The 22,895-nt window shown below is 58.4% G+C and carries 19 protein-coding genes and 5 pseudogenes; 12 read left to right on the top strand and 12 right to left on the bottom strand.

Translation table 11 applies throughout. The annotated features are described in order from the left end of the window. Positions 1-36: 36 nt before the first annotated feature. Together FHT86_RS22125 and FHT86_RS22120 are read right to left on the bottom strand one after the other, a co-directional pair. Positions 37-153, bottom strand: a pseudogene (locus tag FHT86_RS22125) (cold-shock protein); the annotation flags it as partial. Between the two features lie 368 nt (positions 154-521). Then, entirely contained in the window at positions 522-839 is a 318-nt protein-coding gene (locus FHT86_RS22120; protein WP_133709617.1) for a hypothetical protein, read from the bottom strand. A gap of 374 nt (positions 840-1,213) precedes the next feature. On the opposite strand from FHT86_RS22120, the gene FHT86_RS22115 reads away from it, so the two are divergent. After that, positions 1,214-1,468 carry a hypothetical protein gene (locus tag FHT86_RS22115; RefSeq protein ID WP_246779605.1) on the top strand — a complete coding sequence of 85 codons (255 nt, stop codon included), beginning with the start codon at positions 1,214-1,216 and terminating at the stop codon, positions 1,466-1,468. Positions 1,469-1,750: 282 nt separating this feature from the next. On the opposite strand, the gene FHT86_RS22110 is transcribed toward FHT86_RS22115, so the two are convergent. The 3 genes and pseudogenes from FHT86_RS22110 to FHT86_RS22100 all read right to left on the bottom strand — a co-directional run bounded on the left by FHT86_RS22110 (position 1,751) and on the right by FHT86_RS22100 (position 3,204). Beyond that, on the bottom strand, positions 1,751-2,050 hold the full coding sequence (locus FHT86_RS22110; RefSeq protein WP_166656901.1) for a DUF1330 domain-containing protein: 300 nt from the start codon (positions 2,048-2,050) through the stop codon (positions 1,751-1,753). Positions 2,051-2,250: 200 nt separating this feature from the next. Next, positions 2,251-3,016: pseudogene (locus tag FHT86_RS22105) on the bottom strand (molybdopterin-dependent oxidoreductase). Continuing rightward, positions 3,016-3,204, bottom strand: coding sequence for a cytochrome b/b6 domain-containing protein (locus tag FHT86_RS22100; RefSeq protein ID WP_246779604.1), 189 nt, complete (start codon positions 3,202-3,204; stop codon positions 3,016-3,018). The pseudogene FHT86_RS22105 and the gene FHT86_RS22100 overlap by 1 nt, the downstream one beginning before the upstream one ends. Before the next feature lie 56 nt (positions 3,205-3,260). Here FHT86_RS22100 and FHT86_RS22095 point away from each other — a divergent pair. The 3 genes and pseudogenes from FHT86_RS22095 to FHT86_RS22085 all read left to right on the top strand — a co-directional run. After that, a pseudogene (locus FHT86_RS22095) lies at positions 3,261-3,794 on the top strand (lytic murein transglycosylase); the annotation flags it as partial. Positions 3,795-4,031: 237 nt separating this feature from the next. Further along, entirely contained in the window at positions 4,032-5,015 is a 984-nt protein-coding gene (locus tag FHT86_RS22090) for an autoinducer 2 ABC transporter substrate-binding protein (RefSeq protein ID WP_133709614.1), read from the top strand. 430 nt (positions 5,016-5,445) lie between these two features. Beyond that, the gene (locus FHT86_RS22085; RefSeq protein ID WP_133709613.1) at positions 5,446-6,219 is read left to right on the top strand and encodes a DUF4239 domain-containing protein; all 774 of its coding nucleotides are present in this window, start codon (positions 5,446-5,448) and stop codon (positions 6,217-6,219) included. 903 nt (positions 6,220-7,122) lie between these two features. Here FHT86_RS22085 and FHT86_RS22080 read toward each other — a convergent pair. The 4 genes from FHT86_RS22080 to FHT86_RS22065 all read right to left on the bottom strand — a co-directional run bounded on the left by FHT86_RS22080 (position 7,123) and on the right by FHT86_RS22065 (position 10,734). Continuing rightward, entirely contained in the window at positions 7,123-7,692 is a 570-nt protein-coding gene (locus FHT86_RS22080; protein ID WP_133709612.1) for a hypothetical protein, read from the bottom strand. Between the two features lie 52 nt (positions 7,693-7,744). Next, on the bottom strand, positions 7,745-8,236 hold the full coding sequence (locus FHT86_RS22075; RefSeq protein WP_133709611.1) for a hypothetical protein: 492 nt from the start codon (positions 8,234-8,236) through the stop codon (positions 7,745-7,747). A gap of 164 nt (positions 8,237-8,400) precedes the next feature. Then, positions 8,401-8,919, bottom strand: a complete 519-nt coding sequence (locus tag FHT86_RS22070; protein ID WP_133709610.1) for a GNAT family N-acetyltransferase — start codon at positions 8,917-8,919, stop codon at positions 8,401-8,403. A gap of 936 nt (positions 8,920-9,855) precedes the next feature. Further along, a complete protein-coding gene (locus FHT86_RS22065; protein ID WP_246779603.1) occupies positions 9,856-10,734 on the bottom strand; it encodes an alpha/beta fold hydrolase in 879 nt (292 codons plus the stop codon). Between the two features lie 1,192 nt (positions 10,735-11,926). Between FHT86_RS22065 and FHT86_RS22060 the strand changes: the two genes are divergently transcribed. Next, positions 11,927-12,241 (top strand): helix-turn-helix transcriptional regulator, encoded by a 315-nt coding sequence (locus tag FHT86_RS22060; RefSeq protein WP_133709609.1) that lies wholly within the window; start codon positions 11,927-11,929, stop codon positions 12,239-12,241. A gap of 1,030 nt (positions 12,242-13,271) precedes the next feature. On the opposite strand, the pseudogene FHT86_RS22055 reads toward FHT86_RS22060, so the two are convergent. Further along, positions 13,272-13,871 (bottom strand): annotated as a pseudogene (locus tag FHT86_RS22055) (NADPH-dependent F420 reductase). A 27-nt stretch (positions 13,872-13,898) separates the two neighbouring features. Next, positions 13,899-14,048, bottom strand: a pseudogene (locus tag FHT86_RS22050) (SDR family oxidoreductase); the annotation flags it as partial. Between FHT86_RS22050 and FHT86_RS22045 the strand changes: the two are divergent. Then, positions 14,015-14,311: a LysR substrate-binding domain-containing protein gene (locus FHT86_RS22045; RefSeq protein ID WP_246779602.1), complete on the top strand. Its 297-nt coding sequence runs from the start codon at positions 14,015-14,017 to the stop codon at positions 14,309-14,311. The pseudogene FHT86_RS22050 and the gene FHT86_RS22045 sit on opposite strands and share 34 nt — an antisense overlap. Positions 14,312-14,340: 29 nt before the next feature. On the opposite strand, the gene FHT86_RS22040 is transcribed toward FHT86_RS22045, so the two are convergent. Continuing rightward, positions 14,341-14,535: a hypothetical protein gene (locus tag FHT86_RS22040; protein ID WP_133709607.1), complete on the bottom strand. Its 195-nt coding sequence runs from the start codon at positions 14,533-14,535 to the stop codon at positions 14,341-14,343. 87 nt (positions 14,536-14,622) lie between these two features. On the opposite strand from FHT86_RS22040, the gene kdpF reads away from it, so the two are divergent. The 6 genes from kdpF to FHT86_RS22005 all read left to right on the top strand — a co-directional run bounded on the left by kdpF (position 14,623) and on the right by FHT86_RS22005 (position 22,806). Then, positions 14,623-14,712: a K(+)-transporting ATPase subunit F gene (gene kdpF, locus FHT86_RS22035; protein WP_133709606.1), complete on the top strand. Its 90-nt coding sequence runs from the start codon at positions 14,623-14,625 to the stop codon at positions 14,710-14,712. A 32-nt stretch (positions 14,713-14,744) separates the two neighbouring features. Beyond that, on the top strand, positions 14,745-16,448 hold the full coding sequence (kdpA, locus tag FHT86_RS22030) for a potassium-transporting ATPase subunit KdpA (protein ID WP_133709605.1): 1,704 nt from the start codon (positions 14,745-14,747) through the stop codon (positions 16,446-16,448). Between the two features lie 221 nt (positions 16,449-16,669). Then, positions 16,670-18,760 carry a potassium-transporting ATPase subunit KdpB gene (gene kdpB, locus FHT86_RS22020; RefSeq protein ID WP_133709604.1) on the top strand — a complete coding sequence of 697 codons (2,091 nt, stop codon included), beginning with the start codon at positions 16,670-16,672 and terminating at the stop codon, positions 18,758-18,760. Between the two features lie 11 nt (positions 18,761-18,771). Continuing rightward, entirely contained in the window at positions 18,772-19,341 is a 570-nt protein-coding gene (kdpC, locus tag FHT86_RS22015) for a potassium-transporting ATPase subunit KdpC (RefSeq protein WP_133709603.1), read from the top strand. 61 nt (positions 19,342-19,402) lie between these two features. Further along, positions 19,403-22,117: a sensor histidine kinase KdpD gene (locus tag FHT86_RS22010; RefSeq protein ID WP_133709602.1), complete on the top strand. Its 2,715-nt coding sequence runs from the start codon at positions 19,403-19,405 to the stop codon at positions 22,115-22,117. Further along, positions 22,114-22,806 (top strand): response regulator transcription factor, encoded by a 693-nt coding sequence (locus FHT86_RS22005; RefSeq protein ID WP_133709601.1) that lies wholly within the window; start codon positions 22,114-22,116, stop codon positions 22,804-22,806. Before FHT86_RS22010 ends, FHT86_RS22005 begins: the two co-directional genes overlap by 4 nt. Positions 22,807-22,895 lie beyond the last annotated feature (89 nt).

The raw sequence follows: 22,895 nt of genomic DNA, 5'->3' as shown, positions 1-22,895 counted from the left end.
CTCGTAACTGACCTTCTGCCCGTCCTTGAGGCCTTACAGGCCCGCCCTCTCGACTGCAGAAATATGCACGGAAACATCTGGCGAACCATCGTCCGGCTGAATGAACCCATAACCCTTGTCAGAGTTGAACCACTTAACGGTACCAGTTGCCAGTTGATGTCTTTGCTTGATTCCCCGTGGATCGCGAAATAGGGCGCGAAAGCGCACCTGACAAGATCGCTGCGGAGGCCAAAGGAACGATCCGTCCGAGGGGCCGGAATTGCACCAATGGCTCAACGGCTGGGAGCTCGAAGCGGAATGAACGGTTTCCGTCGGTGTTCTACTTGAAAGGAGTGCGACCATGGGAACCAACGACACAAACGCCACCCCTGAGCAACGTCGCCCGAACGACGTTGACACGATACCCGACGGGCGTTGCGTCATGCCGCACTCAACGATCGCGCTCGACCCTGGCGTGATGCTCGGATCCGTTTCGGCGAACCCGACGAGGTGCAGGCCGCGGACGAGTGCGCCCGACTCATTCAGCGTTGCACCAGCTTCGGCTCGCTGTCAGACGGTGCCGCACCGAAGTCACCGAGGTAGTGGGCCTGCAGCAGGCCGAAGTCGGCATCCAGAGATCGTCGGAACTCCAAGCCGAACCGTCCGTTGTTGACCGGTCCGTCGGCTGTGACTCGGTCGCCGATCGGATCCACACCACCCTGATCGTCACATTCGCGTGCGACCACGACAACCCGGCCGTTGGGTTGGCCGGCGCTACCGTCGAGGAAGCGGACCGTGCCCGTGGCACTCGAGAGGCTGACGTCGTCGAACTCGACGACCACAGCGCGACCAGCGCCCACGCTGATTCCTGTCCCGCCCGTCAGGGTCGGCGCTCCGCAGTCGGCGGGGAAGGGTCGTTCTGCCCAGCCCTCGACACTGACCTTGTTGTCCTGAAGATGCCGACGAAGTCATTCGGCTGATGGTAGACGTCATCGCGCCGATGTTTTCGAAGCCGGGGCAAAGAGACGCTTGACAAGGGGAATTGCGACGCGGCACGAGCCGGTCGATGGTGACCAACGTGCGGTTCCGGCGGATACAGTTGAAAAGGCCAGCACAAAGCTGGTCTGGGCCGTTTGCCGCGAGGTCGCGAGAGCGATGGCGAGAGCATTAAGTCCGCGTCCCTGCCATCATCCTGCCGAACTCTTCCTACATTGAGTTTTCGGAGGAGGTTGGGATGCTGGATGGGAACTACAACCGCTACGTGGAACTGACGACCCGGCTGCGCTCGGTTGAGGCGTTCTGCGATTTCCTCGCCCATGGCGGAACGATCCGCGTGGCAGCATCAGAGAGCGCTCCATTCACCGACGTGACCTTGGAACTCCTTCAGCGGCAGCGGCGTGAAGCAGACGCCCTCAGGCAGACCAGACGACATCTGTTCCCAGAGCACGCGGACGAAGACTTCCAACAGACGCTCTATGGCAGTCACTAGGGCGTTGGCGGAATTGTCAACACGGTTATGGTGATGGCTGGCTGGTCTTCGAGAAGCAGGACGGCCGGTTCTTCAAGAACGCTATAACGCAAGTTACACCGGTGCGGACATTTATCAATTGCCGACCATCCGCGCCGCTCCTCCCGCGGTGGCGTTACTCTCTCGATACCTATGGATTCGTTCGAACCTAGTCCCAAATGGTGCCGCCTGAATAAGCTGCGAACCCGAGCAAGGTCTGAAAATCCACTTTGCTTCGGTCGCTAGCGACCGAGTTCCTGTTTCTCAGGCGCCATCTATGGCAATCATCACGTCCTTGCTCATGTCCGTCGCCGATTGCCTGAGCTTGAGCAGCGGCTTGTATTGCGGCGAGCTGTACCAGGTGTTCAGCGTGGTCATATCAGGGAACTCGAAGACAGCCACGCGATCAGGCAAAAAATGGTCAGTCTCCAGCACTTTGTGGGTGCCGCCTTTTGTCAGGAGACGGCCACCGTAGTTGGCGATCATCGGCCGGACCGTGCCGCTGCACTCCTGGAATTTGTCGGGATCAGCAATGCGGTGTTCTACAATAAGGTAAGCGGGCACATCGACCTCCACACTCTGTGACAAGTTCGCTGTGGTGGCGGTCGCTCATTGTAGCATTAGCTTACCGGTGCCGGCGTACCGTACCGGCCGTCTCTCGTCGCGCCGAGGGCGGCCGGGCTTTTCGCAACAGTGGAGCTATCGGGAAAAGTACTTGCGGTACTTCAAAGTGTGATCGCTTCCTGCGCCAGCCTGAGGCCTTGTTAGATTCCGGCATACCAATCGTAACCTACTACGTCTTCCCAATAGCCGCCTTTGCCCTGACCAATTCCCGAAAGGACGGTCACGATCTCGAGACACGTGACATACTTTGCCTGCTTATATTCTAACTGGCGCTCCACCCGCAATCGCAAGGGGGCGCCGTGGTCGACCGAGAGAGGTTGACTGTTCATAGCATAGGCAAGGATAGTTTGAGGATGATAGGCATCGACAAGATCTCTGCTCTTATAGTACGGCGTCCCGTCGAATGTGTCGGCACAATGAAGGACTACGAACCGCGCCGCTGGCTGAACCTTGACCTCCTTCAGCAGCGTAGAAAGTTGAACTCCCGTCCATTTCCCCAATTGCGCTCCATCCCTCGACACAGTCATGAGGGGTTATCTGCGTTCGTGCTGGCATCGATTGTAATTCTGCAAGCGAAAAGTCCGTCGGTCTGTCAACAGCTCCATCAATCCGCAATCGCCAATCGATGAAATTCTTATCGGCGAGCAGCTGATATTCATCGGTGCCTGGATCAGTGTTGCCGTTCGTGCGAAAGCTCGGTGAAATTTCCGATTCCGAATATTCCGGGGCACTCGCATTCAATCCAAGGAACCGTTACATTCGGTAAGCCAGCCAGTCTCCTGTCGAAAGAACGGCGTTTTGAAAACCCTGGTCATATGTCGGGCCGGTGCAACCCGATACTGCAATCGCCGACCCGCCCAGCGTGAGGTTTGCCAAAAGCTTTCTGCGCGATATTTTCAATGCCATCAGCGTCGATCCTCAGGAAGGCGATAGCGTCCCATCAATCGGATTTCATTGAAGGGACCGACCAAAACCACCATCGAAATATGGATAAGGGAGAATGCCACCAGCAGCGTGGCCCAGATAAAGTGCAGCGATCGGGCTGATTGCCTGCCGCCAAACACCTCCAGCAGGAACGGCCAAGCCGCGTTCATTACCGGAGACATTGTGATACCAGTTAGGACCATGAGAGGTATAAGGATCGCGACAACGCTCCGCCAACAAGGCTTTCAGCGGCTCGGTCGACAACCTTATGAGACGACGTGGTGGGTCCGCGATTATTTCCAAGGGCCAATCGCTCAAGACGGCGAACGCAGCACTCTTCGGCAACATCGAGCGTACGTACGGCGTGCTCGCCGGGGTGTTGCTCGCCATCTGGGGTATGGAGACCGGCTTTGGCGCCTCCATGGGCAACCAGAACACTGTGTCGGCAATCGTCACGCTCGCCTACGATTGCCGCCGCCTGCAATTCTTCGCGCCGCATGCCATCGCGGCGCTCAAGCTGGTCGACAACGGCGTGCTGAGCGCCCGCTCGGTCGGCGCCATGCACGGCGAGATCGGCCAAACCGGGTTCCTGCCCGGGAATGTCTTGAAGTACGGCGTCGGCAGCAGGAACATGCGCGACACGAGTACTGCCCTGATGTCAACGGCCAACTTCCTCGGGGCGCACGGTTGGCGGGCCGGCGGGGGCTATCAAGGCAATATGGGCGCCATCGCTGGCTGGAACTCCGCGAGTGTCTATTAGCAGGCAATCGCCCGCATCGGCGAGGCGATCGACGGCAGTTAGACAGTTAGGCCGGCATCCAGCTAAAAAGCCGCCCTGCGACGGCGACACGTCCTTGGCCAGAGCTCACCTCAAGAAGCCGCGGCGCTCCGGGACCTCGCGGCCGAGGCCGCCCCCAGGCGGACTGTCACCTGATTGGGGCTTGTGGAGCCGGAGGCTGATTGGACTATACTGAACGGAACGCAAGGAGGAGCAACAATGAAGACCGCACTGACTTTGCTTGCCTGCACCGCACTGACCGGCATTGCGCTGACCACGCCGCTCGCTGCGCAGGACAAGCCGAAGATCGCGACTGTGGTGAAGATCGCCGGTATCCGGTGGTTCAACCGCATGGAAGAAGGCGTGAAGAAGTTTGCCACCGACACCGGCGCCGACGCCTTCGAGGTCGGGCCGGCGCAGGCTGATCCGCAGCAGCAGGTGGCGCTGATCGAGGACATGATCGCTCAAGGGGTCAACGCGCTAGCGGTCGTGCCGATGTCGCCCGAGGCGCTTGAGCCGGTGCTCGGCAAGGCGATGGAAAGCGGCATCACCGTCATCACCCACGAGGCGGCGTCGCAAAAGAACACCAAGTACGATCTCGAGGCCTTCCAGAACGAGGCCTTCGGCGCGAACCTGATGGAACACCTCGCCCAGTGCATGGGCGGCGAGGGCGAGTATGCGGTGTTCGTCGGGTCGCTGACCAGCCAGACCCATAACCAGTGGGTCGACGGGGCGATCGCCTACCAGAAGGAAAAGTACCCGAACATGAGGCTGGTCGGGGACAAGAACGAGACCTTCGACGACCAGCAGAAGGCCTACGAGAAGGCGCAGGAGATGCTGCGAGCCTTCCCGAATGTCAAGGGATTACAAGGGTCTGCCTCGACTGACGTCGCCGGCATCGGGCTCGCCATCGAGGAGCGCGGGCTCGCGGACAAGACTTGTGTCTTCGGCACCTCGCTTCCCTCGATCGCCGGCCGGTACATCGAGACGGGCGCCGTCGATGGCATCGGGTTCTGGGACCCGGCGGTTGCTGGCTACGCGATGAACAAGCTCGCTATGATGGTGATGAACGGCGAGGAAGTGAAGGACGGGATGGACCTCGAGCTTGAGGGCTACAACTCGGTCAAGCTCGATGGGAAGGTCATCTACGGGCAGGCGTGGGTGAACGTGAACAGGGACAACATTGCCGACTATCCGTTCTGAGGGACTGTGCGGATTCAGTTTCGACTTGGAGAGACACCGTGGCGGATGGCGAGGCTCTGCCCCTTTCCGCGCGCCGATGGTCATGTTCACGTGGCAACGGCGACGCTGCTCGGGAAGCCATGATTCACCATGCCCGTCGGAAAAGCCGCTCGCGTCAAGGATCCAAATCGTGCCGGCTCCGTCCGGTGCTCCAGGCACCACCAATCCGTCGCACCCTTGCCGCGGTCATAGCCGAAGCTTCCCCACTTCTTGCACCCCGCAGGGAGATGGAGGACGGAGACCGCGAGTTCTATCGCCAGATTGCCGCCAGTGCTATGCTTTGCATGGAGGCAACTCGGAAGCCGTGACATCGGCGGCTTGGTGCACGAGCAACGCAGCTTGTATTTCGTCGGAGAAACCGAGCGGCCCGCATCGAGGAATTTGCATCACCATGATCGATCTGTGGTTGCGTAGCGGCATAGTGGGGATCATCCTCATCCCCTTCGTCCTCCTCTATTCGATCGCAGTCGGGATCGTATGGCTGACGCATCTGTCGTCGGCGCGGCCTTTTTTTGCCAGTTGCATCGGCATCACCGGCCCTTTCTTCGCGTCAGTCGCTGTACTTTTCGGCCTGTTCTCTGCCTTCCTTGCCAACGATGTGCAACATCGGAATGCCGATCTTAGGGCTGCAGTCTTTCGAGAGGCCGACGGGCTCCGAACGATCCTACGGCTCGCCGAGGCGCTCGGCGCGGCGGGCAGGCCGATCACGACAGCAGCCGTCGCCTACGCGGAGTCGGAGATTGCCAGAGAATGGCCGGCGAACGGGAGACGGGGCACAGCACCTGAAGACCTCGAGGCATTGCGCAAGCTGACCCTCTCGATGCTGGCGCCGGGGCTGACGGACACCCTTCCGACTGCCGCCCATCAGGCGATTCTCGGGGGACTTGTCGAGGTGCGCGAAGCACGGTTGGAGCGCCTGACATTGACCGCTGGCGGGAGCGACCCCATGAGTTGGCTCGCCATGTTTGTCCTGGGCGTGCTGACCCAGATCGCCGTTGCGGTCGTTCAGCTTGAGCGCCTGCGGCCCCAGGCGCTGGCGCTCTTTGTCTTCACCACGGCCTTCGCCGCGACGGTGGTGCTCATCGGCCTCGCCAGGGATCCGTTCTCCGGCAAAGAAATCGACGCCGCGCCGCTTCGCGCCGCGGTGGCGTCTGCAACGCCCTAAGGCACATGCCGGCGGCCGCCCGCCAAGTGCCGCGCGTGTTTAGGTTCGCGGGCGGAGACTCAAGGCGGTGATAGATTGTGCTGGGTGCATCTGCGATCGACATCATCGGTTGATCGGTCGTCGTTCTCCGGCAGCCGTGCAATCTGCTCCGGCGTGACGCCCGGCCACGTCCAGGCCATCACCCCGTCACAGCAGTCCTCGCACGCTTGTGCCGCGAACCGGGTGGTGTCGGCCATCCCGTAGATGTGCGCAATGCTACCCGTGCCCAGGCCGTGGCTGAACGGTGTACATATTGCTGACCTCGCTGAGCGACGGGAGGCGGCACGTAAAGAAAATGACCAGATGCAGGTGTGTTTCGGCGCTGGGTTTGACCCCGCCATAGACGTCGAAGGTCGGCCCCTGGCACGTCGAAAGAAGTGGCGATCCGGCAAAGAATTAGGCTGCGCAGACGGGGGTCAACCTTCGGCGTCGAAAGGGGGCAAAGTTCCTGGCTGATTCACAGGTCAGGTCTATGTGGATTTGATGCCTTTGTTCACGTCGGCAGTCTGCCGGGTCTTCAAAGCGTTGAAGGCCGCCGGCGTAAGCTTTAAAGGCGATGACGCCCAGACTTACGAGAAGCCCTTCACGTCCGAAATCGACGTCGACCTTGGTGATCGGCAAATAGCGCCTAATCAGGGTGCGAAGCGCGGAAGGTACGCAAATCGTTCTCGAATGCCGATGGGAAAGCGGCAACACGGCATGTGCAGGCAGATGTCAGCTTCAACAAAATGATGCACGAAAGCGGCCAGTCCGCAACCGGCCCCAAATCGGTCACCGCTCCGTGGGGAGCGCATGTCTGCTTTTGGCGCGTTCCAGCCGTGGTCGCCTGTCGGCCCGAAGCGGCCACCTGGTGCAGTTCACAAACTACATGCTCTCAAGGTGTTGAAGGCATTCTTGCCGAAAGGCATCCAGATCAGATGTCGTGGCGGCACCAATCATGCTTACACCGAAGGCTCGCGACTGGGCGCTGACCATCTCAGGCGGCTTTGAGCCCGACTTGCCGACTATGTCTCTTAGCCGATCAAAGTCTATCTCCGAGGAGATGATCGTGTCGATCACTCCGAACCGCTCCACCTTGAGCGACGCCTGTAGGTGATGATCAAACTCTCTTGCCTTTCCTACGAAGATCAACGAGGCGTCACCTTGATTAACGGGAGCTACTTTCTGAACCATATCCCTGTCGAACGGGAAGAGTCGCGTTTTCAACACGAGCTTGAAGGTATGGCTAGGCGTGCATATCACGGAGAGAGAACTGCGTTTCCAGGGGCCGTAAGCCGCTCCAATCTCCAGCCGACCGACAGAAGCCGCACTACCGAGGTCCCTGAAATCTGCAAACGCAACACGGGGGTCATTCCCGCCCATCCAGCAGAACGCCCAAATCAGGGCGGATATTGCCAAGCTTGCCCAGAGGTAGCGCGGGCAAAATTCCGCCATTAGGCAAACCCCAAAATCATCAAGCACCACACGAATGTTACAGCCGCTCCAGTCAAATACGCCGGGCCGCAATCTTTCTCAACCTAAAGATCGTGGCGAACAAGGCTGCGCAGAGGCCGAAGGCACCGACACCCAAGTGAAGATCAGCGATCCTTTCCCCGCAGGGAAGGCCGCCATCCTGACCCATGACATAGTAGCGGTCATCGAGATAATAGCTGGTCGCCGTATAGCACCACCACGCGAAAAATATCACGAATGCCCATGACCAAGTTCTCAGGCGATTGCCAAGAAGACAGACAATCCAAGCGACAGCGCCGACCATATCGAAAAAATAGTGATCACTGTTCCCGTCTGGACGAAGGAGAGGATAAAATTCACCGTCGCTGTAGGCGACTTCGTAACCTTGGTTGACGGAATACAGACCAATGACAATGAGGGTATCCGATAGTGCGAGACGGAGCGATTTCTCCAATCTGGTGTCGGGTGCGATAAACCGACCTACCCCTGCAAAATTGCCGACCAAATTTCTAAGGTATTCGTTCATTCGCGTCCCTTCGAATACAAGCGCTATGCGAATTTAGACGTCTTTGATGATATTCAGGCACACTGGAGGCATGGAAAGCCCAGTGGACGTCGAAAAAACTGAATACATCCCGATGGGGAGTTGAACTTTCAGTACCGGCAACATGCGTCCAGCGATCAGCCAGGCTATATCCGCTGTGAGGAGATGGGCGGAATGCGGTAGACGACCGAGCGATATTTTGGATTGATCCGTCGCTCCGCAATACGGCCACCATATGCCTCAGCGATCCGTCTGCTGGCAATGTTATCCTCTGCAACCGGGTATTCGAAATATTCAATGGCGGCGTTTTCGCTTGCCCATGCCGCGATCGCACCGATCAGCTCGCGGCCGAGCCCCATTCCATGGGCATCATATCGAAGCCATATCCCAAGCTCTGGAGTACCGGATTGCAGATCGTGTAAGCCGATAATGCCGAGGCAACGGCCGTCACTTTTGGCGCGGGCGACCAGATGAAGATCGGATCGGTTCTCAATTGGGGGAAGCCAGGTTTGCCAAACTTCAGCGAAGTCGGCCAATGAAGCCGGAGGTTCCCAAGCCATAAACCGAGTGATTTCGGGCGATATGCAGGCCAAAACGTCGGCGGCATCCTCCGGCGTAAAGGGTCTCACGACAGTTCGGGTCGATAAGATTTCAATGTTAATCATTCTCCTCCCCTTGGTGGCATCACGGCAATGCCACGAGACCCTTTTTTACAAACATCGCTATCGCAATCCTCCTGCAGATGCAATTTTAACGATAGATTTTGACACTCCTTAAATGGCTCGCCGCTGCAAGGCGGCATATCAGGGAGGAATGGATGCTCTGGAAGCAATTTGCTATTGTATTGTCTACGCCCAACTGGAGGCCTTCGTCGAAGCTTTATAGCGGATCACCACCTGCGACTTCGCTCGACGTTATAAACTGGGTGTTGTCGTTTCCTGCGGCAATTGCAGTCTGTTGCTATGTGTTCAGATTTCCTGTGGGAGATCGCAAATATTGACAGCTTTTCGCTTGGGTTTACTCCGTCGACGCGGCCCTTCTCGCCTTCCTTTTTGGCCACAAAGCGCGTCAGTGGTTTTACCTTTTTCCAAATGAGACCGATCCCGTCGGCATATGCGTCGCGTTAGGAACGGTGGTGACCGTACTTATGTTCAGATGGCTCGCCATCTGGCGGTATGGGAATGACGAAGCACTTTGGCGCGGCACTTCCGACGACTTTGGATCACCGTCCAATTCAAAGGTCGCATCTTATGCGGGCATCGCCTTTAGCATATTGCGACGCTACAGGTCGCAAAAGTTTTATGTCGGCGGCGCGATTGAACACGAACACCAGCAATAACACGACAAAGACGGCCTCGGCGGACGTTGCTAGTGTTGCATCTTAAGCGGGGCATGAAGGTTGAACGGCGGTCAATATATCCCTGCCGCTATCTGGCTGAAAATCATCTATTGGCACCACGACGCGACCCCAGCCATGCACCGGATCGGCGAAGTCTATGATGTCGAGAAGGCTATCCAACCGACGGCGACGTCAGGTCTATCTGGAAACAAAGTCAGACGGAGTTGACGATCCCGCGAGGAAGCTGAGATTGGCTAAGGCCTCAGTGCGGGTCCAGCTTATCAGCTTTAAAAAATGCGAGTACCGAGGTGAGGAATTCCTCCGGCTGCTCAAGATGGGCGAAATGGCCGCTGTGGGCAAAGCGTACCAGCTCGGAATTTCGAAGGCTGTCATGCAGGGTTTCTCCCCATTTGGGACCGCATATGAAATCGTGATCACCTGCGAGAATCAACGCCCGCACGGAGAGACTTTGAAGTCTCGATCGAGCATCAAAGGGTTCGTTGTTGCCAATGAGAATAGTGGCGTTAATCCCTGCGCGAAACGCTTCAAGATCAAGCTTCGCTCGGGCACCGTCGGCAAAGTAAGCGGGGAGTAGGTCACGCATTATCTTTGTATAGTCGTTATCGCTCGACATCTTCGGGACCGACTGCCAAGCTTGGAGTACCGCCGGCCCATCGGCATGATTGCGATCAGCAAAGGCTTGAATGCCGTTTGCGGCGTTCCTCATAAAGTCACTGCCTGTCACCGCCGACGATGAGTACAAGATCATCCCCGATATGCGATCTGGGCTTCCGATCGTATGTTCCTGGATGACAAAACCGCCGTGCGAATGACCGAGAAGAATGACATTAGAAATGTCGAGCGTTTCAAGAAACCTGCGAAGCTGTTTTGCAAAGTGTTCAATAGTATAGCCGTGCGGATGTTCCGCTAATCGGCCTGAACCACCTGTACCAATCGGCTCAAGGTAGACCATGGTAAAATGGCGTTCTAAGAGGGGCATACGAAGATATTGCCAGTGAATTCCTGGGCCGCCGGGATGAACCACCATCACCGGCCCTTTGCCCGTGACATGAAAGCTCTGTTGAATTCCATCGATATCGACAACATGATGTCCGGAACTCAGGGTATTCAAAATCGACATTGATCAGCCTTTATAAACAGAGCACATCGTACTCACCGCCTTACGCAATTAGCCTGAGCTAGCGAGCCCGACCACACACACTCCGGTGACAACACGATCTTTTGAAGAACGTTGAGTCTCCTGAACACTTGCAGCGGCGGACAATCATCCACGTCTGCATGGGGCGAAATACTAGAACTGCTAACTAGGTCGTGCTGACAAAGTTCGACCTCAGACCGTTACGGCTTTGCATGTTTGTCTGCGGAGACTGTTGATGTGCGGGCACAGCTTGGCCAGTGAGTATTGTGTAAGCTGACACAGCCCTTAGTGTGACGGCATGCGCGATCTATCAGTACTTTATAGAATTCTTGTCGTTGCTCTCATTTTCGCCAGCGTCGGACCGATTATGGCACGCACTAAAGGAGTTCGTATTTTGACCGGGTGCGCACTGGGCTTTTTTTCGGTCCACTGGGCTTTATTGGCATTGCAATGATTGCTGAGATGAAACGTAAGCTGAAAAGCCCCAAAATCAGGCCCCGTTGACAACGGTGGATTCCAAAATAACCTGAAGCGTGATTCAAGGTTGCCTTTTAGGAGGCGGTTTTGGCCCGTGGCGATCTATCCGATTCCGTGCTTCAGCTCGTCGAAAGCATTCTCGTCGCCATCACAGTCACGGCCTGCGATTTGCAAGAACGGGGTAGGCGTCTCCGCCATATCCATCGAGACGGTGCTCGCCGTTGCTTACGAAACCGCCCAGTCGTGACAACGGCTTCCTGCCATCGTCCTCCAACATCTGGTTCAGAATTAGCAGGAGGTATGGCGGTTCTTGTGGACGGCGCGTAATCGTGAGAAAGCTCGCAGGCGGAGAGGAAGATCGTGATCATAGTTTCGTTGCTTTCGAGGTTGCCCGAGTCGTCGCTGTCGACCACCCTGTGAAACTCCGCAGAATCACTCTCAGACTGGACAATCACTGCGACCGCTTCCGGGCATTTGCAGGGGAGGACCTTGAGAAAGCGGAGCAGGGCCGCGAGAAAGTCTTCGCTTAGATTGTAATACCCACCGGAAGCTACGAGTTGTCTTATTTTCGCGGCTTTGGCCTGACAGCTGAGCTAGTCGGATATCGATTTCGCGGCCGAAACTGACGGGATACTCGGAGAGTGTCTCGTCATACGACGATTTGAAACCGTCGAGATAAGACTGGGGAGGTTCGCAAATGGTCTTTTCGCTAGACATGTCCATGTTTCGGGTATTCCGCCAGGCAGTCGACATGAGCCAGGCGAAACTGGCCGACCTAGCCAGGATCTCACAGGCCAAGGTTTCAAAAATCGAGAACGGAAAAGGGAACCCAGAGCTCGCCACACTTCGAGCTCTCTGTGCTGCTTTGGATCTGGAGATGGTCCTCGTGCCTAGACGTATCAGCGGCGATGTCCAAAGAATGATCGACCGGCATATTAATCGAAACGTCGTTGCGTCGACGCCAGTGATGTCGGCGCGAGACGAACTGTTCATACCGGATGGCGAGGACTAGGAGTACAGGCGGCGAGGAACCAACACTAGATCCGGGTCACGTATGCAGGCTTTGATGGCCTCTTCCCGCAATTGCCTCGTCAAAGCCTAATCAGGGGTCTGGCACAATCAGAGCTGGTGCGACGCATATCAGTCGGTATAGTGACTCCAGCCAACGACTTGCATATCCGGTGACGGCCGGTCGGTCATCAGCGAGCACGATGTGGTATGCAGGAACATAATTGTGTTGCCCCAGTTCTTTCGATCAGTTTCGTCGAACGTGTAAAATTGGACAGCCGAAAATGAAAAGGTCTTTGATCGATGCACCTTCGGAGGGCGTGACGCTCTCCGTCTTAATCGATAGCTGCTATTTTCCGTACTTTTCTATTCAGCTAGACCTCGGCGATATTATCCACGAGCCAGAATTGCTTTTCTAAAAGTGTGAGGCGGATCTTCTCCATCCATGTCAAAGCTGGCGGCCAGACTTACATCCACGCCACGAGTGTCACGGAGGCTGTCAAAAAACTTAGTCAACTGCGCTCAACCGTGTTCAATCTTAACGACGTCGACTTTTCCTATTTCAAGGATGGCGATCCGACTGCTCCGGAAATTAGCCTGGGCAATCGGATTTGGGCTGAAGGTCCGATGGTCGGTGAGGAATTCAAGATGGTCAGTAGGAACACAATGGCCGACACAATGTCCGGTGTAGGCAAGACCGTTGACCTTCATGACGCCGGGCGCGGCATTCGACTGGCACGACGCCAGCGGTCCCACCGTCTAAGGTGCCCGTGGAATAATTTTGCGAGTCCGTTTCAAATCCGGCACTAGCTTCCGACTTTTGGCGTTTCGATCCAAAAAATCCGATCTTCAGTCCGTTTCCACACCGGCGCAATAACACGTCGGCATTAAGTTCCATAATGTAGATTATCTGACTTTCTGTGATGCCGGGTGTGAGCGCAAAGCGAGGATTTGTCCCCGATCGCTTTATCCGCTGATCTTCAATGCAGTGGGTAGAAGCCGCGAGGATATCGCGGCCCCTTTTTTCATATCGGTCAGCCGAATTTAACCAAATTCAAGCCTGGTAACGGCGCGCCGGGAAACTGTGCCAGCTTGCCGCCGATGCTGAGCGGGCCAAGATCGATGCCGAAGAAACCGAGCCTGTCGATGAGAGTGCCGACTTCAGCTTTGGTGCTGACATCGTCGCCCGAATAGAACAATACACGCTTGCCGCCTTCGGCCTGCGGGTCTCCCGAGATCAGATGGGCGAATAGATGGTTGAAGGCCTTGACGACACGGGCGCCCGGCACGAGGTCGGCGACGATCTCGCTCGACAGGCGACCATGGAGTTCCGCCGGTTCGAACAAAGGTGCTTCGATCGGGTTGTTGGCGTCGATGACGATGCAGCCATTCTAAGCGGGCAATCCTGCAAGCGCCTGCGGCAGCTTCGACCAATTGGCGGCGACAAGGGCGATATCGGCTCTAGCAGCCTCCTCCACAGCGCCAGCCTGGATCAAGCCACCGAGTTCATCAATGAGGCTCTTCAGGCTTTCCGGGCCGCGGCTGTTGGCGATGGTGGCCGAAATGCCGGCCTTGGCGAGCGCGTGGGCGAAGGTGGAACCGATTTGCCCTGCGCCAATAATACCTATGGTCATGATTCTATCCATTTCTGAGGTTTGAGCTCAGGCGGCGAAGCCGCCGTCGGCGACAATTTCGGCGCCGGTAACGACGGCGGCTTGCGGGCTTGCGAGGTAAGCGACGAGGCTGGCGATTTCCACCGGTTTGCCATAGCGGCCGATTGCCATGCCAGGGCCGACGATTTTCGAGACCGGGCGCCATGTGCGAGGCGGCGATCCTAGGGCTCGGCGTCACGCTCACGGCCGTTCCGGACGCCCTTCCCTATATGGAAAGTGGCACGCTCGTCCGTCTCCTGCCCTATTGGTATGCAGATGCCGGGCCGATCACGCTTTATTATGCCAAACGCACACTGCTGCCCGCCAGGACTCGTGTTTTCATTGATTTTATTAGGGAAAATTCTCGAAAAGCCCGGATGGTGGAGCGTTTCGCCGGCAGTCTTGGCCCTATGTCCTACTAAAATTTTGTCCCAGCCGCTCAGGCCGGCATTTATAAGATTTTTATATCTTTCCCCGTCCCGCCGTCTCGAACCTTAATGCTGTTCGGCCGCATATTAATATCAGAGATATCGGCAAGATAATCTCCCCGCCAGGAAGAAACGAAAGGCGCCTTCTTCGAAGGTGCCTTCAGTCTATTTCGGCGTTCAACAAGAACAATCAAGGATTCACGATCGATGATGGACATTCTTCTTATCGGGATCGGTGCTTTATTTTTCATCCTGTGCATCGCTTACACCAAAGCGTGCGACAGCCTCTAATCGGAGAGACACCAATGCTCCTGGATTACATTCTCGGTGGCGGCGTGACCCTCTTTCTCACCGTCTACCTGATCTACGCTCTCATTCGCCCTGAGCGCTTTTAATTCCATAGCGCCGGGTAGGGAAAGTTACCCCCATGACCTTCAATGGATGGCTTCAGATTCTGATCTTTGTCGGAATCGTACTTTTGCTCGTCAAACCGCTCGGCGGTTATATGACGCGTGTCTTCACGGGCGAGCGCACAATTCTCTCCTTCGTCCTCGGTCCTTTGGAACGGGGGCTTTATCGCATTGCGGGAACCGATGAACGCGAAGAGCAACACTGGACGACCTATACCGTCGCCATGCTGCTCTTCAGCTTTGCAGGCTTCATCGTTCTCTATTTCTTGCAGCGCCTACAGGCAGGTCTGCCTTATAACCCTGCTGGAATGGCGGCGATCGGCCCTGAGCTGTCCTTCAACAATGCCGTAAGCTTCGTCAGCAATACCAACTGGCAGAACTACGGCGGCGAAAGCACGATGTCCTACCTCGTGCAGATGGCCGGTTTCACCGTCCAGAACTTTGTCTCCGCCGCAACCGGTATTGCAATCGCGATCGCGCTGATCCGCGCATTCTCGCGCGCGTCAGGCAAAGCAGTCGGCAATTTCTGGGTCGATATGATCAGGGCAACGCTCTACATCCTGCTGCCCGCCTGCATTGTCATGACGCTGGTCTTCGTTTATCTCGGCGTGCCACAAACACTCGGCCCATATGTCAGCGCCACGACGCTCGAAGGTGCACAGCAGACGATTGCTGTCGGTCCAGTCGCCTCGCAGCTTGCCATCAAGATGCTCGGCACCAACGGCGGCGGTTTCTTCAACGCCAACTCCGCTCACCCCTTCGAAAATCCGGATGCGATCTCCAACCTAATCCAAATGGTCGCAATCTTTGCCATCGGCGCCGCGCTTACCAACGTCTTCGGTCGTATGGTCGGCAATCAGCGTCAGGGCTGGGCTATTCTTTCGGCCATGGGCGTCCTGTTCCTGGTCGGTGTCCTCGTCACCTATTGGGCTGAAGCAGCCGGCAATCCGCTGGTGCATGCGCTCGGCGTCCAGGGCGGCAATATGGAAGGCAAGGAGGTCCGCTTCGGCATCACGCTGTCGTCGCTCTTTGCGGTTATCACCACGGCAGCATCTTGCGGCGCGGTCAACGCGATGCATGACAGCTTCACCGCGATCGGCGGACTTATTCCCCTGATCAACATGCAGCTCGGCGAAGTCATCATTGGTGGCGTCGGCGCCGGCTTCTACGGCATCCTGCTCTTCATCATCGTCGCTATCTTCGTGGCCGGCCTGATGGTCGGGCGCACGCCGGAATATCTTGGCAAGAAGATTGAGGCCAAGGAAGTGAAGATGGCGATGCTTGCGATCCTCTGCCTGCCTGCCGGCATGCTGATCTTCACGGCAATCGCCGTGGTACTGCCGACGGGCGTCGCCTCCATCGGCAACTCGGGTCCGCATGGCTTCTCGGAAATCCTGTATGCCTATAGCTCTGCGGCTGCGAACAATGGTTCAGCCTTCGGCGGTCTCTCCGGCAACACGCCCTGGTACAACATCACGCTTGGCATTGTCATGCTGATCGGTCGCTTCCTGGTCATCGTTCCAGCGCTCGCCATTGCCGGCTCGCTGATCTCCAAGAAGACGGTTCCCGCCTCGGCCGGTACCTTCCCGACAGATGGCCCGCTATTCGTCGGCCTGCTGGTCGGCACGATCCTGATCGTCGGCGGCCTGACGTTCTTCCCGGCGCTCGCGCTCGGCCCGGTCGTCGAACATCTGGCGATGATCGCCGGCCAGACCTTCTAAGGAATGATTGTGATGTCGCAGCCCAAACTCATCAGGCTTCGAAAGCTCATCGATCCACGCCCCTTTGACAGGGGGCGTGGCCCGGCCCGGAGGGCCTGTGCTTCCGATGTCATTCTGGTGGCGATGGTCACACTGTTTCTCGGCCTTGCCGTCTTCAGACTTTTACTGGGTTGATCGGGCTATCTCGATCCGCCGTTTCCCTCTTCACGCTGGAGTCTCTTATGAGCCAGTTAAAATCCGCGAGTATTTTGGATTCTCGCATCCTCGTTCCGGCCGTGGGCGCCGCTTTCAAGAAGCTGAACCCACGAACCCTTGCTAAAAACCCTGTCATGTTCGTGGTGGCCGTCGTCTCGGTTCTGACCACGGTTCTCTTCCTGCGCGATCTTTTGAGTGGCGGCGGCAATCTCGGTTTCTCCCTCCAGATCAATATCTGGCTCTGGTTCACCGTGCTGTTCGCGAACTTCGCCGAGGCTGTCGCGGAAGGCCGCGGCAAAGCGCAGGCCGAGTCGCTGCGCAAGTCGCGCACCGAAACGCAGGCCAAGCTTTTGACCGGCACCAGCCGCACCGATTTCAAGATGGTGCCCGGCACCAGCCTGAAGGTCGGCGATGTCGTCCTGGTCGAAGCCGGCGACATCATCCCGTCCGATGGCGAAGTCATCGAAGGTGTGGCCTCGGTCAACGAAGCCGCGATCACCGGTGAATCGGCTCCTGTCATCCGTGAGTCCGGCGGTGACCGCTCGGCTGTCACAGGCGGCACGCAGGTGCTGTCCGACGAGATCCGCGTTCGCATTACGGCGGCTGCCGGCTCGACCTTCATCGACCGCATGATCGCGCTCGTCGAAGGCGCCGAACGCCAGAAGACGCCGAACGAAATCGCGCTCAACATCTTGCTCGCCGGTATGACGCTGATCTTCGTGCTCGCCACGGTGACAATCCCGAGCTTTGCTGCCTATGCCGGCGGCTCGATCCCGATCGTTGTTCTCGTCGCCTTGTTCGTGACCCTGATCCCGACCACCATCGGCGCTCTGCTGTCGGCAATCGGTATCGCCGGCATGGACCGTCTGGTTCGCTTCAACGTGCTTGCCATGTCCGGCCGCGCGGTCGAAGCTGCCGGCGACGTCGACACGCTGCTGCTCGACAAGACCGGCACGATCACCCTCGGCAACCGTCAGGCCACGTCTTTCCGTCCGGTCAAGGGTGTGACCGAGCAGGATCTGGCAGACGCCGCACAGCTGGCTTCGCTCGCTGACGAAACTCCCGAAGGCCGTTCGATCGTCGTGCTTGCCAAGGAAAAATACGCGATCCGCGGCCGCGACATGACGAGCCTGAAGGCGACCTTCGTGCCCTTCACCGCCCAAACCCGCATGAGCGGCGTCGATGTCGACGGTTCGTCCATTCGCAAGGGCGCGGTCGATGCGGTTCTCGCCTATGTCAGCGGCAGTGCTGCGGCCGTCTCCGGCGCCGGTGCAACAGTAATTTCGCGCACCAGCAGCGATACGATCCGCGAGTTGCAGGCGATTGCCGACGAAATCTCCAAGGCCGGCGGCACCCCGCTTGCGGTCGCCCGTGACGGTCGTTTGCTCGGCGTCATCCAGCTCAAGGATATCGTCAAGGGCGGCATCCGCGAACGCTTCGCCGAATTGCGCCGCATGGGCATCCGCACCGTGATGATCACCGGCGACAACCCGCTGACGGCCGCTGCCATCGCCGCGGAAGCAGGCGTGGACGACTTCCTCGCCCAGGCAACGCCGGAAATGAAGCTGGCGCTGATGCGTGAGGAACAGGCGAAGGGCAAGCTCGTCGCGATGTGCGGCGACGGCACCAATGACGCTCCCGCCCTGGCTCAGGCCGACGTCGGCGTCGCCATGAACACCGGTACGGTCGCTGCCCGCGAAGCCGGCAACATGGTTGACCTCGACAGCGACCCGACGAAGCTCATCGAAATCGTGGAGATCGGCAAGCAGTTGCTGATGACCCGCGGCGCGCTGACCACCTTCTCGATCGCCAACGACATCGCCAAGTACTTTGCGATCATCCCGGCAATGTTTATCACCTTCTATCCGCAATTGAAGATGCTGAACGTCATGGGGCTGGCGACGCCGCAAAGCGCCATTCTCTCTGCGATCATCTTCAACGCGCTGATCATCATTGCGCTGATCCCGCTATCGTTGAAGGGCGTTCGCTATCGTCCGATCGGCGCAGGCGCCCTGCTTAGCCGCAACCTTTTGATCTACGGCGTCGGCGGCATCATCGTGCCCTTCATCGGCATCAAGGCCATCGACATGGTGATCAACGCCATTGGCCTCGCCTAAGGAGTCTTATTATGCTGAAACAAATCAGACCGGCCATCGTCATGATCGTCGTCACCACCGCTGTCACCGGCCTTCTCTACCCGATCGCCATGACGGGCGCTGCTCAGGCGCTCTTCCCTCACCAGGCGAATGGTAGCCTGATAGAGAAGGACGGCAAGGTGATCGGCTCGACGCTCATCGGCCAGAATTTCACCTCAGACCGCTATTTCCACGGCCGCCCGTCGGCCGCCGGCAATGGCTATGATGCCTCCGCCTCCAGCGGTTCCAACCTCGGCCCGACCAGCCAGAAGATGCTCGACCGCATCAAGGGTGACGCCGCTACGCTGCAGGCGCAGAATCCGAATATGCCCGTCCCGATCGATCTGGTCACAACCTCAGGCAGTGGCCTCGATCCGGATATCTCGCCTGATGATGCCTACTTCCAGATCCCGCGTGTCGCCAAAGCACGCGGCATGGATGAGGCCAAGGTCCGCTCGATCGTCGACGCCGCCGTGGAGCCGCGTGAACTTGGCGTACTGGGCGAACCTGTCATCAACGTCCTGGCATTGAACCAGGCGTTGGATGCTTCTATGACTCAGTAGGACCAAGGGGTTGAGGCGGCCGCCGCCGCCTCAACTTCCGTCCGCCAGGAAAGATCAATCGATGCCAGACGATAGCCGCGACACGCTGAGCAGGCCCTCGCCCGACGCGCTTCTGGAGAAGGCTCGGCAGGAAACGCGTGGCCGCTTGAAGATTTTTCTGGGCGCTGCGCCCGGCGTCGGCAAGACCTATGAAATGCTTATCTCCGGCAAGGCGAAGATGGCCGATGGCGTCGATGTCGTCGTTGGTGTGGTCGAGACCCATGGCCGACGCGAGACGCAGGCACTGCTCGAAGGCTTCGAGATCATTCCCCGCGTCAATGTCGACTACAAGGGTCGCGCTCTAGACGAGATGGACCTCGATGCTATCCTGAAGCGCCGGCCCGGCCTCGTGTTGGTCGATGAGCTCGCCCACACCAATGCGCAGGGCAGTCGCCATCCGAAGCGCTATCTCGACGTCATGGAACTGCTCGATCGCGGCATCGATGTCTATACGACGCTGAATATCCAGCACGTCGAAAGCCTGAACGACGTCGTCTCACAAATCACCCGCGTGCGTGTGCGCGAAACCGTGCCGGATTCGATCATCGACGTGGCCGACGATGTCGAGATCATCGATCTGACACCCGATGACCTGATCAAGCGCCTGCACGACGGCAAGGTCTATGTGTCGAGAACGGCCGAACGAGCGCTGACCAACTATTTCACCCCCGGCAACCTGACGGCGCTGCGAGAGCTCGCACTAAGGCGCACAGCACAGCGGGTCGACGACCAGCTTCTGACCCACATGCAGGCGCATGCGATCCCCGGTCCCTGGGCAGCGGGCGAGCGCGTACTGGTCTCGATTGACCATCATCCGCGCTCGGCTTTGCTGGTGCGCTACGCCGCCCGCATGGCCTCGCGACTGCGCGCGCCTTGGGCCGCCGTCTATGTCGAGACCAACCGGTCTATCAATTTGACCGAGGCGCAACGCGATACCATTGCGGCGACGTTACGACTTGCCGAACAGCTCGGCGGTGAAGCCATTACCATTCCCGGCCGCGAGGTCGCCGAAGAACTGCTCCGCCATTCAGCGAGCAACAATGTCACGCATATCGTCATCGGTTCGCCGAAGATCGGCACCTGGCGGGATTGGTCCAAGCGCTCGGTCTCCTACGAACTGATCCGCAAGGCCGGCGACATCAGCGTTCACGTCATTTCCGGTAATGACGCAGAGGACTCGGCGGCGAGCCGTGGTGTCAAGGCCGCAGCGCCCTCGCCCCAACCGTTTCAGTTGCGCGGTTATATTCTGGCGACACTCTATGTCGCCGTTGCCCTCGGTTTCTGCGTCATCCTCGACCAGGTGCTCGATGTCCGCAATCTGGCGCTAGTTTTCCTGATGGCGGTGCTGGCCACCGCCGTGACGCAAGGTTTGCGGCCGGCGCTCTATTCCTGCCTCCTCGGCGCGCTCTGTTTCAATTTCTTCTTCCTACCGCCTCGCTACACGCTGACGATCAGCGATCCGGAAAGCGTGCTCGCTTTCTTCTTCTTTCTCGGCGTCGCCGTCATTGCCAGCAATCTGACCGCAACAGTGCAACGACAGGCCGCCGCCGCGCGCCAGCGGGCGCGGACGACGGAGGATCTTTATCTTTTCTCGAAGAAGCTTGCCGGCACCGGAACGCTCGATGACGTACTCTGGGCAACGGCCTTCCAGCTCGCGTCGATGCTGAAAGTCCGCGTCGTGCTGCTGCTGCCCGAGAATGGCACGATTGCTGTCAAGGCGGGCTATCCGCCGGACGATACGCTCGACGATGCCGATATCGCCGCCGCGCGTTGGGCTTGGGAGCACAATCATGCCGCCGGTCGTGGGGCCGATACACTGCCGGGGGCCAAGCGCCTCTATGTGCCGCTGCGCACCGGCCGCACGGCCGTTGGTGTCATCGGCCTCGACAGCGACCGTCGCGACGGTCCGCTATTGACGCCGGAACAGCAGCGGCTTCTCGATGCGCTGGCCGATCAGGCGGCGCTCGCCATTGAGCGCGTTCAATTGGTTGCCGATGTCGACCGCGCCAAGTTGGCCGTCGAAGCCGACCGGCTGCGCTCCGCCTTGCTGACCTCGATCTCGCACGATCTCAAGACGCCGCTCGCCGCCATCCTTGGCGCCGCCGGAACCCTGCGCGACTATCAGGAATCCCTGCCGAATGAAGACCGCGTCGATCTTCTGTCCACGGTCGTCGATGAATCCGAGCGGCTGAACCGCTTCATCGCCAATCTGCTCGACATGACCAAGATCGAGTCCGGCGCGATGGAGCCAAATTACGCCCTGCACTATGCCGGCGATATCGTCGGCAGCGCGCTTCGGCGCGGCTCGAAAATCCTCGCACGGCATCGAGCCGAGGTGCAGATTCCGGTCGATCTGCCAATGGTGCGGGTCGATCCCGTGCTTTTCGAGCAGGTGCTGTTCAATCTGCTCGATAATGCCGCCAAGTATGCGCCCGATGACTCCACCATTCGCATTGAGGCCTGGGCCGATGTCGACAACGTCGTTTTCCGCGTCATGGATGAAGGTCCAGGCATTCCGCCCGCCGATCTCGAACGCGTCTTCGATACCTTCTATCGCGTGCGCAAGGGCGATCAGGTGCGGGCCGGCACCGGCCTCGGCCTTTCTATCTGCCGTGGCTTCATCGAGGCCATGGGCGGCACAATCACCGCAGGCAACCGGACCGATCGCCAAGGCGCGGTCTTCACCATTCGCCTGCCGAAACCAACAGATGTACCTAAGCTGGATGAATTGAAATGACCACGACCGCCGTCAAGATACTCGTTGTCGATGACGAGCCGCCGATCCGCAAATTGCTGCGTGTCGGTCTGACCGCCCAAGGCTACGCCGTCAACGAAGCCCAGAACGCCGCGGCGGCGCGGCTTTCCGTACAGGAAGACAAGCCCGATCTGATCGTGCTCGACCTCGGCCTGCCCGACAAGCCCGGCCATGACCTCTTGCAGGAATGGCGCGAAGATGGATTGCAGATGCCGGTCGTCATTCTCTCGAGCCGCACCGACGAAGCCGGCATCGTCAAAGCGCTGGAAACCGGCGCCGACGACTATGTCACCAAGCCCTTCGGTATGAACGAACTGGCGGCTCGCATCCGCGTCGCGCTCCGCCATCGTCTGCAGCAGCAAGGCGAAAAAGCGATATTCCAAACCGGCGGCCTGTCGATCGATCTTGTCAAACGCATCGTCAAGGTCGACGGCAAGGAAGTGAAACTTTCGCCGAAGGAATACGACATCCTGCGGGTACTGGCGCAGCATGCCGGGAAGGTACTGACGCATCAGTTCCTGTTGAAGCAGGTCTGGGGTCCGGCGGCGGATGTGCAATATCTGCGCGTCTACGTTCGTCAGCTCCGGCAGAAAGTCGAGCAGATACCCGATCAGCCGCAATACATCACCACCGAAACCGGCGTCGGCTATCGCCTGCGTGAACCGGACTAAAGCTGTAAACCCGTGGTCGCGCGATCGCCCGCCTTTTCGCGAGGGCCGGCGACGCAGAGCTATGCCAAATCCATCGATGTCCGAGCGTG

This window comes from Rhizobium sp. BK313 (genome assembly GCF_014193655.1).
Taxonomy (GTDB): Bacteria; Pseudomonadota; Alphaproteobacteria; order Rhizobiales; family Rhizobiaceae; genus Rhizobium.
The sequence above is the reverse complement of the archived record's forward strand: the minus strand, read 5'-3'. Positions and strand labels throughout refer to the sequence as shown.

Coding starts and splice junctions, on each gene's coding strand:
- FHT86_RS22115 (WP_246779605.1), top strand. CDS start 1,214: ATGCTGGATGGGAACTACAACCGCTACGTGGAACTGACGACCCGGCTG.
- FHT86_RS22100 (WP_246779604.1), bottom strand. CDS start 3,204: ATGAACGCGGCTTGGCCGTTCCTGCTGGAGGTGTTTGGCGGCAGGCAA.
- FHT86_RS22090 (WP_133709614.1), top strand. CDS start 4,032: ATGAAGACCGCACTGACTTTGCTTGCCTGCACCGCACTGACCGGCATT.
- FHT86_RS22085 (WP_133709613.1), top strand. CDS start 5,446: ATGATCGATCTGTGGTTGCGTAGCGGCATAGTGGGGATCATCCTCATC.
- FHT86_RS22080 (WP_133709612.1), bottom strand. CDS start 7,692: ATGGCGGAATTTTGCCCGCGCTACCTCTGGGCAAGCTTGGCAATATCC.
- FHT86_RS22075 (WP_133709611.1), bottom strand. CDS start 8,236: ATGAACGAATACCTTAGAAATTTGGTCGGCAATTTTGCAGGGGTAGGT.
- FHT86_RS22070 (WP_133709610.1), bottom strand. CDS start 8,919: ATGATTAACATTGAAATCTTATCGACCCGAACTGTCGTGAGACCCTTT.
- FHT86_RS22065 (WP_246779603.1), bottom strand. CDS start 10,734: ATGTCGATTTTGAATACCCTGAGTTCCGGACATCATGTTGTCGATATC.
- FHT86_RS22060 (WP_133709609.1), top strand. CDS start 11,927: ATGGTCTTTTCGCTAGACATGTCCATGTTTCGGGTATTCCGCCAGGCA.
- FHT86_RS22040 (WP_133709607.1), bottom strand. CDS start 14,535: ATGTCCATCATCGATCGTGAATCCTTGATTGTTCTTGTTGAACGCCGA.
- kdpF (WP_133709606.1), top strand. CDS start 14,623: ATGCTCCTGGATTACATTCTCGGTGGCGGCGTGACCCTCTTTCTCACC.
- kdpA (WP_133709605.1), top strand. CDS start 14,745: ATGACCTTCAATGGATGGCTTCAGATTCTGATCTTTGTCGGAATCGTA.
- kdpB (WP_133709604.1), top strand. CDS start 16,670: ATGAGCCAGTTAAAATCCGCGAGTATTTTGGATTCTCGCATCCTCGTT.
- kdpC (WP_133709603.1), top strand. CDS start 18,772: ATGCTGAAACAAATCAGACCGGCCATCGTCATGATCGTCGTCACCACC.
- FHT86_RS22010 (WP_133709602.1), top strand. CDS start 19,403: ATGCCAGACGATAGCCGCGACACGCTGAGCAGGCCCTCGCCCGACGCG.
- FHT86_RS22005 (WP_133709601.1), top strand. CDS start 22,114: ATGACCACGACCGCCGTCAAGATACTCGTTGTCGATGACGAGCCGCCG.